11 protein-coding genes, 3 tRNA genes and 1 rRNA gene are annotated in these 13,545 nt (G+C 34.8%); 10 read left to right on the top strand and 5 right to left on the bottom strand.

Translation table 11 applies throughout. The features are described 5' to 3' along the window. Positions 1–18: 18 nt before the first annotated feature. From BN1226_RS08390 to erpA, 3 genes are all read right to left on the bottom strand, one after another. On the bottom strand, positions 19–1,269 hold the full coding sequence (locus BN1226_RS08390; RefSeq protein ID WP_005761199.1) for an HAAAP family serine/threonine permease: 1,251 nt from the start codon (positions 1,267–1,269) through the stop codon (positions 19–21). A 277-nt stretch (positions 1,270–1,546) separates the two neighbouring features. After that, positions 1,547–1,933: a YacL family protein gene (locus BN1226_RS08395; RefSeq protein WP_005761245.1), complete on the bottom strand. Its 387-nt coding sequence runs from the start codon at positions 1,931–1,933 to the stop codon at positions 1,547–1,549. A 9-nt stretch (positions 1,934–1,942) separates the two neighbouring features. Further along, positions 1,943–2,284, bottom strand: a complete 342-nt coding sequence (gene erpA / locus BN1226_RS08400) for an iron-sulfur cluster insertion protein ErpA (protein WP_005761246.1) — start codon at positions 2,282–2,284, stop codon at positions 1,943–1,945. 201 nt (positions 2,285–2,485) lie between these two features. On the opposite strand from erpA, the gene map reads away from it, so the two are divergent. From map to BN1226_RS08415, 3 genes are all read left to right on the top strand, one after another. Continuing rightward, positions 2,486–3,289, top strand: a complete 804-nt coding sequence (gene map, locus BN1226_RS08405; RefSeq protein WP_044470794.1) for a type I methionyl aminopeptidase — start codon at positions 2,486–2,488, stop codon at positions 3,287–3,289. Between the two features lie 129 nt (positions 3,290–3,418). Beyond that, positions 3,419–5,995: a bifunctional uridylyltransferase/uridylyl-removing protein GlnD gene (gene glnD / locus BN1226_RS08410; protein ID WP_044470795.1), complete on the top strand. Its 2,577-nt coding sequence runs from the start codon at positions 3,419–3,421 to the stop codon at positions 5,993–5,995. Between the two features lie 65 nt (positions 5,996–6,060). Further along, positions 6,061–6,624 (top strand): hypothetical protein, encoded by a 564-nt coding sequence (locus BN1226_RS08415; RefSeq protein ID WP_044470796.1) that lies wholly within the window; start codon positions 6,061–6,063, stop codon positions 6,622–6,624. Between the two features lie 100 nt (positions 6,625–6,724). On the opposite strand, the gene BN1226_RS08420 is transcribed toward BN1226_RS08415, so the two are convergent. Together BN1226_RS08420 and cueR are read right to left on the bottom strand one after the other, a co-directional pair. After that, positions 6,725–7,576, bottom strand: a complete 852-nt coding sequence (locus BN1226_RS08420) for a DMT family transporter (RefSeq protein ID WP_044470797.1) — start codon at positions 7,574–7,576, stop codon at positions 6,725–6,727. An 8-nt stretch (positions 7,577–7,584) separates the two neighbouring features. Next, positions 7,585–7,989, bottom strand: coding sequence for a Cu(I)-responsive transcriptional regulator (cueR, locus tag BN1226_RS08425; protein WP_044470822.1), 405 nt, complete (start codon positions 7,987–7,989; stop codon positions 7,585–7,587). Between the two features lie 115 nt (positions 7,990–8,104). On the opposite strand from cueR, the gene BN1226_RS08430 reads away from it, so the two are divergent. The 7 genes from BN1226_RS08430 to BN1226_RS08460 form a co-directional block, all read left to right on the top strand. After that, the gene (locus tag BN1226_RS08430; protein WP_044470798.1) at positions 8,105–8,503 is read left to right on the top strand and encodes a cation transporter; all 399 of its coding nucleotides are present in this window, start codon (positions 8,105–8,107) and stop codon (positions 8,501–8,503) included. Positions 8,504–8,645: 142 nt separating this feature from the next. Next, complete coding sequence (locus tag BN1226_RS08435; RefSeq protein ID WP_420835355.1) at positions 8,646–10,811, top strand: copper-translocating P-type ATPase; 2,166 nt, start codon at positions 8,646–8,648, stop codon at positions 10,809–10,811. Between the two features lie 106 nt (positions 10,812–10,917). After that, positions 10,918–12,861, top strand: a complete 1,944-nt coding sequence (locus tag BN1226_RS08440; protein ID WP_044470800.1) for an ABC transporter ATP-binding protein — start codon at positions 10,918–10,920, stop codon at positions 12,859–12,861. Positions 12,862–12,990: 129 nt separating this feature from the next. Next, positions 12,991–13,067 (top strand) — tRNA-Arg (locus BN1226_RS08445). 32 nt (positions 13,068–13,099) lie between these two features. Continuing rightward, positions 13,100–13,175 (top strand) — tRNA-His (locus BN1226_RS08450). A gap of 23 nt (positions 13,176–13,198) precedes the next feature. Next, positions 13,199–13,275: transfer RNA gene (locus BN1226_RS08455), tRNA-Pro, on the top strand. A 148-nt stretch (positions 13,276–13,423) separates the two neighbouring features. Further along, a 16S ribosomal RNA gene (locus BN1226_RS08460) occupies positions 13,424–13,545 on the top strand; the annotation flags it as partial.

A 13,545-nucleotide genomic window follows, 5' to 3' on the forward strand; every position in this document is an offset into this window, starting at 1 on the left:
GAGATTTTAGACTAATTTTTAAAAGAGTCCATAGACAACTGCAGAAATCGCAATTAATCCCATAATAGTTACGAAAACGTTGCTGAATTTACCTTGATAACGTTTCATTGCTGGAACATTACGGATAGCATACATTGGCATAATAAATAGGATCATCGCAATAATTGGACCACCAAGTGATTCGATTAAACCTAAAATACTTGGGTTGATAATAGCCACTCCCCATAATGTGAATAAGAAGAAAATTGCTGCACCATAATTAAGTTTTTTACGATTAATAGATTTTGCATTTTCACCTTGTAATTTAATGTATAAACCTTCTAAGCCTTCACGTGCACCTAAGTAATGACCAAAGAATGAACTGGTAATTGCTAAGAATGCAACCAATGGACCAAGATAAGAAATATAAGGATTATCAAATTTATTTGCTAAAAAGGATAAAATACTAATATTTTGTGCTTTAGCGGCTACAAGTTCTTCTGGTGTTAAGGTAAGTACACAACTGAAAACAAAGAACATCACAAATACTAATAATATAGTTGCAGCTCCTTTTAAGGTTTTACTTGCATGTTTTTCTGCTAATTCAGGATCTTGATATTCTCGTTGTTGTGATTGAGAGAATGCAGAAATAGCAGGAGAGTGATTGAAGGAAAAGACTAATACTGGAATAGTGATCCACAATGTCTTGATAAAATCTCCTGTAGTTGGAAGTTGGCTAAGCATTGAGGTATTCCATTCAGGAATCAAATAAATTGATAAAGCAAAAAGAATGAATACTAATGGGTAAACCAAAAGCTCAGTTAATTTCAACATCACTTTCTCATTCATTAACATAACAGAAATTAATGATGCAATTAAAACGAAAGAAAGAATAACACGATTGGGTGAAGGTAAACCAAGTTGATTCACAATAAATGAATCAATAGTATTCGTGATACCATTACCATAAATTAATAGGATTGGGAAAATAGCAAAGAAGTATAATAAAGTAATAAGTTTTCCTGCTGTTTTACCAAAGTGTTCTTCTACAACTTCGGTAATATCACTTCCTGGTTTTGATGATGAAAGTACAAAGCGTGAAAGCCCTTGGTGAGCTAAATAGGTCATAGGACCTACAAATATTGCCATTAATACAAGCGGCCAGAATCCTCCCATTCCTGCATTAATTGGCAGAAACAATACACCCGCACCAACGGCTGTACCGAATAAGTTTAACATCCAAGTAATATCGAACTTGCTCCATTTTTTAGAATTATTGTCTAATGACATAATATCCCCTTAGTATTTTATTTTGAAATTTAATGTGAAATCGTGGCAGCTATACTAGGAGAATGAAATAAAAATTTCAAAAAGGGAAATGTAAAAATGTGATCTACATATAAAAATTTTTTTAGAATGGATACTTTTTAATCGTTAAATGTGCGAAAAGGAAAATCATTGATTAATATTTATGCTTAATTATGTTCTTAATGGAAAAGGAGTTAAGTGCGGTGTTAAATTGAGAAATTTTATCTAGAACACATCGTATGATTCTTTTGAAGTATATTTAAGTCGAAGAGGGCATGTCCATAAATTCGAGATAAGAGAGAAGAAATCTTTCAAAGTCTTCTAATCCACAGAAAGCAATACTTTCTTCATTATAGTAATTAAAATCTTGTTCCATCTCTTGTTCATTACTGTCAGCAATATCAAGGTTATTGGCTTTGATTAATACTTCATCGGAGTGAATAAATACACTATATTCGGCACCAATTAATCGAATTTCTTGATGTTGTGGTAAGCCTATTTTAGCTTGTTTAAGAGCAATAAGTGCGGTATGAATTTTCTGAAAATCACACCGCACTTCTGTATTGAACCAGTTAGCTACTGCTTCATGTCCCATGGAACATTTGGCAATAACAGAACCTAAATCATAGGTAAATCTAAAATCCATATGACCATATTAAATGCTGAATGATGAGCCACAACCACAAGTTGTTGTTGCATTAGGATTGTGCACAATGAAACGTGAACCTTCTAATCCTTCAGTATAATCCACGGTTCCACCAATTAAGTATTGTAAACTCATTGGATCAATTACTAATTGAACACCTGCATTTTCGATAGTTAAATCTCCATCATTAACTTTTTCATCAAAAGTAAAACCATATTGGAAGCCACTGCAACCACCACCAGTAATATATACTCTTAATTTTAATTCTGGATTTTCTTCTTCTGAAATTAGGTTTTTTACTTTATTAGCTGCTGCATCAGTAAATGTTAGAGGCACTGCTATATCTGTCATAATCTATATCCCACATTTCTAATCTAAATGTTCCGAAAAATAATTTTATATTATCGTATAACCGACTAAATCGTTCAACAAAAAATCTTCAGATATTAGTAATTTTTAGAATGTGGAGCATGTAAATAAAAAGTGTTATCATATACGAACGATTTTTAATATAGAAGACAACGTCTAACCGATTTTATAAGAGAGATAAAAATGGCTATTCCATTAAGAACAGAGGCAGAATTAGAAAAAATTCGTATTGCCTGTAAATTAGCATCTGATATTTTAGTAATGATTGAACCTCATATTAAAGAAGGAATTTCTACTGGAGAGCTCGACCGTATTTGTCATGAATATATTGAGCAAGTTCAAGGGGGTATCCCTGCAAATGTTGGCTATCATGGTTTTCCTAAAGCAACCTGTATTTCATTAAATGATGTGGTGTGCCATGGCATTCCAAGTGAAGATAAGATCTTAAAAAAGGGCGATATCTTAAACTTAGATGTTACGGTAATCAAAGATGGTTACTACGGAGATAACTCCAAAATGTATATTGTGGGTGAAACGAGTGTAAGAAGTAAATTATTATGCGATGTTACACAAGAAGCATTATATGTAGGTATCCGTGCAGTGAAAGCAGGAGTTCGTTTGAACACTATTGGTAAAGCTATTCAACAGTATGTTGAAAAACAAGGTTTTTCTGTAGTGCGTGAATATTGTGGACATGGGATTGGTGATGAATATCATACGGAACCTCAAGTGTTGCATTATTTTGGTGACGATGGTGGTGTGATCTTAAAACCAGGTATGGTATTTACGATTGAACCTATGGTTAATGCAGGTAAAAAAGAAGTTCGTTTAATGGGCGATGGTTGGACAGTAAAAACTAAAGACCGTAGCCATTCAGCGCAATATGAACATGAGTTAGTGGTGACAGAACAGGGTTGTGAAGTGATGACCATCCGTGATGAAGAAGAGCGAGAAGGTCGCATTACTCGTATTATGATTAATAGCTAATCAGCTGTATTTTTTAATGCCCCGTTTTACACGGGGCTTTTTTTGGCTAAATATTTTCCTTTAGTGAATTTAGGTTCTTCGCCATAATATTTACGTACTTTCTATTAATGTAATGATTTAGGTAAGGCTATGTCTGAATTTTTTAATATGCCGTTGACAGTTGATAATGTGAAACAACAGAAGGCACAACTTAAGCAAATAGAATTAGAAAATTTTGCTCAATCGGATATAAATTTTCTAATTTCTAACCGCACTTTAGCCTACGATAAGTTGCTGGTTGAATTATGGACGCAATTTGGTTTTGAACAAATTCAAGATTTAGCTTTAATTGCGGTTGGTGGGTATGGACGTAAAGAGATGTTTCCCTTGTCAGATATTGATTTTCTGATTTTAAGCAAGCATACATTACCCTCGGTTTTAGCTGAAAAAATAAGTGAATATATTCAATTTTTATGGGATTGTGGATTTGAAGTAGGAGCAAGTGTCAGAACATTAGCTGAGTGTGATGTTGAAGGACGTAATGAAATAACCATTGCGACTAATTTACTAGAGAGCCGTTTCTTATGTGGTAATGAATCATTGCATTGTGAGTTAAATAATTTATTGCAAGCGCCTGATTTTTGGACGAAAGAAGATTTTTATAATGCGAAGATACAAGAGAAAATTGAGCGTTATCAACGTTATAACAACACTAGTTATAATCTAGAACCTGATATTAAATATAGCCCAGGCGGTTTACGAGATCTTCATCTTATTTATTGGATCGCTTTGCGTCATTTCAATGTTTTAAACTTAGAAGATATTTTTCAAACAGGTTTTATTTATCCAGAAGAATTTGAAGAACTAGAAAAACATCAACAATTTTTATTTAAAGTGCGTTTTGCATTACATTTAATTATCAAACGTTATGACAATCGTTTGTTATTTGAATTTCAAGTAAAAGTAAGCCAATTACTTGGTTATCAAGGTGAGGGTAATCAAGGCGTGGAAGCCATGATGAAAGATTTTTTCCAATCCCTTCAAGCTATTTCATTAGCCAGTGATATTCTAGCAAAACATTATAAAGAGCATTTTTTACAACCGATGATAACACATCAGCGTGATGTATTAGATGAACATTTTGAAATAGTGAATAATAGCTTATATTTACATAATCAAACTTGTTTTATGCAAAAACCTGAAAGCATTTTGGATCTTTTTGCTCATTTGATTGAACATCCTAAAATTGATATTCATTCTAATACATTACGTCAATTACATTTAGCATTAGGGCAATTAACGGGTTATCTTTGTGAAATCCCCGCTGCACGTGAAAAGTTTTTAACAATACTTACCAAGCCAAAAGCGGTAGAAAGAGCTTTAATCCCGATGCATAAATATGGCGTTTTAACAGCTTATATTCCAGCTTGGAAAGGTATAGAAGGGCTGATGCAATTTGATTTATTCCATATTTATACGGTGGATGAACATACTATACGTTTATTGTCAAAACTAGAAAGTTTTGTTGATGATAGTAGCATGGAATCTCATCCTATTTGTGCTTATACCTTTCCAAAATTACCCGATCGCAGTTTAATTTATATCGCAGCATTATTTCATGATATTGCCAAAGGAAGAGGTGGTGATCATGCAGAATTAGGGGCGTTAGAGGTTGCACAATTTGCTGTGCAGCATGGTTTTAATGGACGTGAAATTGATACCATGAAATGGTTGGTAAAAAAACATTTATTAATGTCCATAACCGCTCAGCGTCGTGATATTCATGATCCAGAAGTGATTATGCGTTTTGCAGAAGATGTAAAGAATCAAGTGCGATTAGATTATTTAATTTGTCTCACTGTAGCGGATATTTGTGCTACAAATGTGGCATTATGGAATAGTTGGAAACGTTCATTGTTTACTAGTTTGTATCATTATACAAAAGAGCAATTTAAACAAGGGATGGATAGTTTGCGGGATAGTAAAGAGCATGCTCAATATAATGCTAAACTTGCATTGGAAATATTACATAATCAAGGCATTAATGAAAATATTCAAGAATTATGGGCTCGTTGCCCAGAAGAATATTTTTTGAGAAATACTCCACAAGAATTAGCTTGGCATGCAAATTTATTGTTAGGTGTTGATTCTCAAATCGTAGTTAAAGTGAGTAATCGTTTTTCTTCTGGCGGTACAGGCATTTTTATTTACTGTAAAGATCAACGGAGTCTTTTTTATAAAGTAGCTTGTGTGATTAGTAATAAAAAATTGAGTATTCATGATGCGCAAATTATGACAAGTTTAGATGGTTATGCATTTGATACTTTTATTGTGACAGAAATAGATGGTTCGTTACTTGATTTTGACAGAAGAAGAAAACTCGAAAAGTCAATTATTGAAGTATTAAAATCGAATGACTTGCCAAAGTTACAGGGTATAAATAATCATCGGTTGCAACATTTCTATGTGAGTACTGAGGTTCGCTTTTTAAATACAATAAAAACTACGCATACAGAGATGGAATTGTATGCTTTAGATAAAACAGGATTACTTGCAGATGTCAGTCGTATTTTTAGTGAACATAATCTGAATATACAAAATGCGAAAATTACCACGGTTGGTGAAAAAGCAGAAGACTTTTTTATTTTAACGAATGCTGAGAATAAAGCGCTCACAGAGCAACAACGTTCTTTGCTTAGTCAACAACTGAAAGCTGAATTGAGTTAAATAGATGTGTTACATTTGGAAAAATTAAATTAGCAATTGTAAATAAAAATAATAGGAAATTTAATATGTATGTTTTAGAACTTAGCCAAGATGATCATAAAATTGAGTTAGGTATTTTTAACAGTATTTCAGAAGGCAGAGAGTTTATTTCTCAAATAGCCGCTTATAGCTACGATGAAGAAGATAATGAGTTATATGAATATCTCTGTCCCGATAAATTACCCGATTATTTTGAAATTAATTTTAATGGGAATATTGTTCCTATTACTCGATTTATGTTTTTTGAAAAAACAAGGATTGAGATTATTTGGAAAGAAATGCCTGTTTTATCAGCGCAAGGAACGGGCATCGTGGAAGGAACTACAAAAGTAGATGCTTATATTATCGATAATAAGGATGTTAAAGAATATATTTTACATAGAGAAAAGACTTATAGAATAATTAAACAACATCTAGAAGAGCAAGGATTTAAGGTTGAAAGACAATATTTAGGTTCAGAAGATGGGGAAGCAATTATGGTCTGTAAGGATAATGGTGACTGGCAGTTAATTTGTCATTTGGATCCTTATATATGTGAAGATCCAGATATAATAAAAACGATTGATGAAATAATATCTGATTTAATTTAGCACAATGATAGTAGGCATGTGAAAGAGGAAACATGCCTCTAAATTATAAAAGATAAAATTTTTTTAATTCTGACCGCACTTTTATAAGATATAAGAAGCATTATCTTCTAAAATTCACAATTGCCACTGATATGAGTATGATTAAACCACCAATAATCATTCTTATATTCGGTACTTGATCTAGCCATAACCATGCAATTAAGATGGCATAAACGGGTTCTAATGAAATGATCATTGCTGCGGTACGAGCCTTAATAATATTCAGACTAGAAACGAATATTGTATAAGCAAGGCTAGTACATAATAATCCTAAACAACCAATCCAAAACCAATCTATAGCTGTAACTTTTGGTAATTCAGTGAGGCAATATGGCATAAGTACAAGTGCTCCAGCGAGATATTGCCACCAGCTAGCTTGCGTACCTGAGAGTTTTTCAGCATTATAGCGATTGAAAATAGCTAAAGCGGCATAAATAGCACCTGAGAAAATCCCCCACAATAAACCTTGAGTAGCTTGATTACCAAATTCATACTTAGGTGTAATTAAGGCTAATCCTAAGGTGATTGCCACTAATAAAATAATTTCACGTCGTTTAATACTTTCTTTAAGGATTAAAACTTCAAATAATGCGACAAAGGCTGGAAAGCTCGCAAAACCTAACGTACCAACGGCAACACCACCGACTTTGATCGCAATATAAAAGGTAATCCAATGAGAAATCAGCATGGTGCCTAATATAGCTTGTATTAGCATATCTTTAGTTGATAATTTAATTATTCTTTGGGATTTCACTAATAAGAAGAAGCTAAGGGCTACAAATGCAATGAGTACTCGACCAAAGACTAATACTTCAGAACTGCTTTGAATGATAGCCCCTAAAACACCGGTTAAACCGAATAAAACCGCAGTACAGTGAACTTTAAAAAGTGCAAGATTATATTGAGTAAGCATTAAATATCCTAGTTAGCAACGCATTTAGGGCAAGTCAAGCCTTCAATAATTGGACAATGTTCAGAACCATCACCAGGGCATTGATTAGCAAGATCTAATAATTGATTTTTCATTTGTTGTAGTTTTTCAATTTGCTCATTAATTGCCTCAATACGAGCTAAGGTTTTTTCTTTTACATCTGCGCTACGCCGATGAGGGTTATTATAGAATTCGATTAATTCTTTACATTCAGGTAAAGAAAATCCTACTAGACGGGCTTGATGAATAAGATTTAATTCATTGATATGTTGTTGGCTATATTGACGATAGCCATTGGCTGCACGTTGTGGTGAGGTGATTAATCCTTTTTCTTCATAAAAACGAATGGATTTGGCAGTGAGATTAGTTTGTTTAGCAATTTCATTAATATTCATTTTATTTTTTATTGAATTATTTTTAATCATTTTTGTAATTTACGCTTGACCTTCCCCTTATGTCAAGCTTTATTCTTATATCGTCAAAAACTAGTTAAAAATAAAGGAGTTCATTATGGCAAATATTATTTTAGCATTAGGTGATCTTTCATGTGGTCATTGTATTAAATCTGTTACTAAAGCAATTGAAGCAATTAGTGGTCCAGAAACGGCTGAAGTGACTTTAAATTTTGCAAAAATTAATAGCGATAAAGATCCACAAGAATTTATTCATGCCATTGTTGATGCAGGTTTTCAAGCAAAAGTAGCTACACCAAGTTTTGAATTAGATTTAGCTGGTTTAAATTGCGGTCATTGCATTAAATCTGTAACCAAAGCATTAAATTCTGTTGAAAATGTAGAAGCAGTAAATGTAGAACTTACTCATGCTAAAGTTTATGGTTCAGCAGATCCTGAAGCTGCAATCAAAGCAGTCGTTGATGCCGATTTTCAAGCGAGCTTAGCCAGGAAATAATCCTCTACCTGAAATTGTTGAAATTCCTCAACCTGTAAAAAAAATTGAAGCTAAAACTGAGAAAAATATTAAGGTAGATGAGAATACACAGCAAACGACCTTAATATTAGAAGGGTTAAGTTGTGCTGCTTGTGTTAGTAAAGTGGAAAAAGCTTTATTACATATTCCAGAGGTAGCAAAAGCTCAAGTTAATTTAGCAGAACGTACCGCACTTGTGTATGGTAAGGTTGACCCTAAAACTATGATAGAAGCTATTGTAGAGGCTGGCTATGGAGCGGAACTCGTAGAAGATGAAAATCTTCGACGTGAAAAGCAAAATGCACAGGCAGAATATGAAATTACACAACGTAAGTGGCAAGCAATTGTTGCATTAATTGTTGGTTTTGGTTTGTTCTTTTGGGGGATTTTCAGTGGGACTATGGTTGCAACCACAGAAAATCATTGGAATTGGGTTGTTGTTGGCGTAGTTGTATTAGTAGCTATGTTATGGACGGGGTGGCATTTTTTTGAGCGTGCATGGCGTAATTTACTGAAAGGAAATGCCACAATGGATACCCTTGTAGCTTTAGGAACGGGAGTAGCTTGGTTGTTCTCTATGTTTATCTCATTGAAACCTGATTTTTTCCCTGAGGGTTCAAGACATCTTTATTTTGAATCAAGTGTAATGATTATTGGGTTAATCAATGTGGGTAAAATGCTAGAAGCCAAAGCGAAACAAAGATCATCACAAGCTTTAGAACGATTGTTAGATTTGACGCCGAAAACCACACGAATTATTGATCAACAGGGCGAGCATGAGATACCAATTAGAAATGTACAAGAAGGTATGGTTATCCGTTTACAAACTGGTGATCGTGTTTCTGTGGATGGTATGGTATTGCAAGGGGCGGCTTGGATTGATGAGAGTATGCTTACTGGTGAACCGATACCCGTACAAAAACAAGTGGGCGATAAAGTCAGTGCAGGAACATTAGTCACAGACGGGACCTTGCAGTTTATAGCAGAACAAGTAGGTAACAAAACTACTTTAGCTAATATTATTCGTTTAGTTCGCCAAGCACAAAGTAGTAAACCTGAAATTGGTCAACTTGCGGATAAAATTGCAGGTATTTTTGTGCCTGTGGTAATTAGCATTGCAATTATTGCTGCATTGATTTGGTATTTTTGGGGGCCTGAACCTCAAATTTCTTATTCATTAGTAGTACTTACCACCATATTAATTATTGCTTGTCCTTGTGCTTTAGGTCTAGCAACACCAATGTCTATTATTGGTGGCGTGGGACGAGCGGCAGAATTAGGTGTGTTAGTTCGTAATGCCGATGCATTACAAAAATCCTCGAATATAGATACTGTGGTTTTTGATAAAACTGGTACTTTAACTAAAGGAGAACCTAAGGTTACGGTAATGGCAAGTTTTAATGAGTTTAATGATACTCAAGCAATTGAATATGCTGCAATGTTAGAGCAAGGTGCAAATCACCCATTAGCAAAAGCCATTTTAGATTTTGCTAAGGATAGCCAGGTCACAGTAAATCAAGAAATGACAGATTTCTGTACCTTAAAAGGCCTTGGCGTAACTGCAAATCTGGGAACACAAAAAATTTTGTTAGGGAACCGCACTTTATTACAACAGTATAATGTGCAAACTGAATTAGCAGAATCGTTCTTTCAATCAGAAAGTGCTAAAGGTTCGACAGTAGTATTCTTATCAGTGAATCACCAACTTGCAGCAGTATTTGCCATTAGAGATCCGTTGCGTGATGATTCTGTTGGAGCCTTAAAACGTTTGCATAAACAAGGCTACCACCTAATTATGTTAACTGGTGATCAAGAAAAAACTGCACAAGCAATTGCTAAAGAGTTAGGGATTGACCAAGTCATTGCGGGCGTATTACCTGAAGGTAAAGCTCAAGTGATTCAAGATTTGCAAAAGCAAGGTCATAAAGTTGTAATGGTTGGGGATGGTATCAATGATGCACCAGCGTTAGCCCAAGCAGATGTGAGCATTGCTATTGGTAGTGGTAGTGACATTGCCATTGAAACTGCTGAATTGACTTTAATGCGTCATAGTATTCATGCTGTTGCAGATGCGCTTTCATTGGCTAAAGCTACACTACATAATATGAAACAGAATCTGTTCTTTGCTTTCGTGTATAACATCATTTGCATTCCTGTTGCAGCAGGTGTGCTATATCCAGTCTTTGGTTTTCTATTGAATCCAATGTTTGGTGGAGCGGCTATGGCCTGCTCATCGATCACTGTGGCAACTAATGCAAATCGACTCTTAAGATTTGAACCTAAAGACTAATCAAATATCAGGCGCTAATAATTAGCGCCTTTCTTTTTCCCTTTTATAGCTAAAACTGCTAAAATCTTTCTACTTTTTTTATTATATAAACCTATTCGAGATAAAAATGGCATTAATTAGTTTAACTAACGGTTATCTTTCTTTTAGCGATCACCCTCTATTAGATCATGCAGACTTACATATTGAACCTAATGAACGGGTTTGTTTAGTGGGAAGAAATGGGGCTGGAAAATCCACGTTGCTAAAAATTATAGCAGGTGAAGTAATGATGGATGATGGTCGAGTACAATATGAAAAAGATTTAATCGTTTCTCGTTTAGAGCAGGATCCTCCACGTCATGCAGAAGGCAATATTTTTGATTATGTGGCTGAGGGCATTGAACATCTAGCTGATCTATTAAAAGAATATCATCATATTTCTAATCAATTAGAAACCAATTATAGCGAAGCCTTATTAAGTCAATTATCTCAAGTGCAAAGCCGTTTAGAACATGAGAATGGCTGGCAGTTTGAAAATAAAATTAATGAAGTCTTGGTTAAGTTAGAATTAAATCCAAATACCTTATTATCTGAATTATCTGGTGGTTGGTTACGCAAAGCCGCACTAGCACGTGCGTTAGTATGTAATCCAGATGTATTATTATTGGATGAACCTACTAACCATTTAGATGTTGATGCTATTGAGTGGTTAGAAGAATTCTTAATGACTTTCAGTGGAAGCATTGTTTTCATTTCTCACGATCGTTCATTTATTCGTAAAATGGCGACTAGAATAGTAGATTTAGATCGCGGTAAATTAGTATCTTACCCAGGTAATTATGATTTGTATTTGACAACTAAAGAAGAAAACTTACGTGTTGAAGCGCTTCAAAATGATTTGTTTGATAAAAAACTAGCTCAAGAGGAAGTTTGGATCCGCCAAGGTATCAAGGCTCGTCGTACAAGAAATGAGGGGCGAGTCCGTGCATTAAAAGCATTGCGTGAAGAACGTCGTCAACGTCGTGATGTGTTAGGTACTGTCAAATTGCAATTAGATACTTCAAGCCGTTCAGGCAAAATTGTTTTTGAAGTAGAAAATGCAAGCTATATAGTTGCAGGTAAGCAATTATTATCTAATTTTAACACCACAATATTACGTGGTGATAAAATTGCCTTAGTTGGACCAAATGGCTGTGGCAAAACGACTTTTATTAAATTACTGCTTAATGAACTTCAACCAACCCAAGGAAGCATTCGTTGTGGTACTAAATTAGAGATTGCTTACTTCGATCAATATCGAGCTGATCTCGATCTTGAAAAAACAGTAATGGATAATGTTGCAGATGGTAAACAGGATATTGAAGTAAATGGGGTAAAACGCCATGTATTAGGCTATTTACAGGATTTCTTATTTCCACCTAAACGTGCAATGACACCAGTTAAAGCATTGTCTGGGGGGGAACGTAACCGTTTATTATTGGCAAAATTGCTATTAAAACAAAACAATTTATTGATTCTCGACGAACCTACCAATGATCTTGATGTAGAAACCTTAGAGTTATTAGAAGAAATTCTTGCGAATTATCAAGGTACATTATTAATTGTTAGCCATGATCGTCAATTTATTGATAATGTGGCAACGGAATGCTATATCTTTGAAGGTAATGGTCAATTAAGCCAATATATTGGTGGCTACTTTGATGCAAAACAGCAGCAAGCCAATGTGTTTGCTACTCGAGCTGAAGTTGAAAAGCATAAAGTGAAAAAAGTGATAACTGAGAGTGCGGTAGAAAAATCAAAAATTTCTGAGAAAGTACAAAATAAACCTAAACCAATAAAGCTATCCTATAAAGAACAACTTGAATTAGAAAAGCTACCACAATTATTAGAAGAATTAGAAGAAGCTATATCTTTACTACAAGAAGAAGTAGCTAATCCAGAATTTTTTCAACAACCTCACCAATATACTGCAGCAAAATTACAAGAATTAGCTGATAAAGAGATGGAGTTAGAGAATGCATTTCTGAGATGGGAAGAATTAGAAGAGAAGAAAAATGGAGGAGTTAATTAAAAATCAAACAAAATAATCGTAAAAACTACTCAATTTGTATATTTTGCATTCTAACAATAAAAATTTTAAAAAAAAGACTAGACAAGCATTGCTTAACCCATTAATATACGCCCCGCAACGACGCGATGAGCGCTCGTAGCTCAGTTGGATAGAGCGTTGGCCTCCGGAGCCAAAGGTCGCAAGTTCAAATCTTGTCGAGCGCGCCAGGTCAGCGTAATTGCAACTGATTTAAACAGTGGTGGCTATAGCTCAGTTGGTAGAGCCCTGGATTGTGATTCCAGTTGTCGTGAGTTCGAGCCTCATTAGCCACCCCAATTTTCTACCGTAAGGTAAGTGTCGGCGAGTAGCGCAGCTTGGTAGCGCAACTGGTTTGGGACCAGTGGGTCGTAGGTTCAAATCCTATCTCGCCGACCAATTTATTTTTTGCTCTTTAACAATTTATCAGACAATCTGTGTGGGCACTTGTAAGATTTGGTTTTGAAAAAAATAAAGTCTTAAGGTGCTGAACAAAGTTAATTTAATTAGCGATTAAAGTCAGTATTTTGAGCGATTAAACTTTTTTAAATTGAAGAGTTTGATCATGGCTCAGATTGAACGCTGGCGGCAGGCTTAACACATGCAAGTCGAACGGTAGCACAGGGGAGCTTGCTCCCTGGGTGACGAGTGGCGGACGGGTGAGTAATG

Origin of the sequence: Mannheimia massilioguelmaensis (assembly GCF_000940515.1) — a bacterium.
Classification (GTDB): Bacteria; Pseudomonadota; Gammaproteobacteria; order Enterobacterales; family Pasteurellaceae; genus Basfia; species Basfia bettyae.

Coding starts and splice junctions, on each gene's coding strand:
- BN1226_RS08390 (WP_005761199.1), bottom strand. CDS start 1,269: ATGTCATTAGACAATAATTCTAAAAAATGGAGCAAGTTCGATATTACT.
- BN1226_RS08395 (WP_005761245.1), bottom strand. CDS start 1,933: ATGGATTTTAGATTTACCTATGATTTAGGTTCTGTTATTGCCAAATGT.
- erpA (WP_005761246.1), bottom strand. CDS start 2,284: ATGACAGATATAGCAGTGCCTCTAACATTTACTGATGCAGCAGCTAAT.
- map (WP_044470794.1), top strand. CDS start 2,486: ATGGCTATTCCATTAAGAACAGAGGCAGAATTAGAAAAAATTCGTATT.
- glnD (WP_044470795.1), top strand. CDS start 3,419: ATGTCTGAATTTTTTAATATGCCGTTGACAGTTGATAATGTGAAACAA.
- BN1226_RS08415 (WP_044470796.1), top strand. CDS start 6,061: ATGTATGTTTTAGAACTTAGCCAAGATGATCATAAAATTGAGTTAGGT.
- BN1226_RS08420 (WP_044470797.1), bottom strand. CDS start 7,576: ATGCTTACTCAATATAATCTTGCACTTTTTAAAGTTCACTGTACTGCG.
- cueR (WP_044470822.1), bottom strand. CDS start 7,989: ATGAATATTAATGAAATTGCTAAACAAACTAATCTCACTGCCAAATCC.
- BN1226_RS08430 (WP_044470798.1), top strand. CDS start 8,105: ATGGCAAATATTATTTTAGCATTAGGTGATCTTTCATGTGGTCATTGT.
- BN1226_RS08440 (WP_044470800.1), top strand. CDS start 10,918: ATGGCATTAATTAGTTTAACTAACGGTTATCTTTCTTTTAGCGATCAC.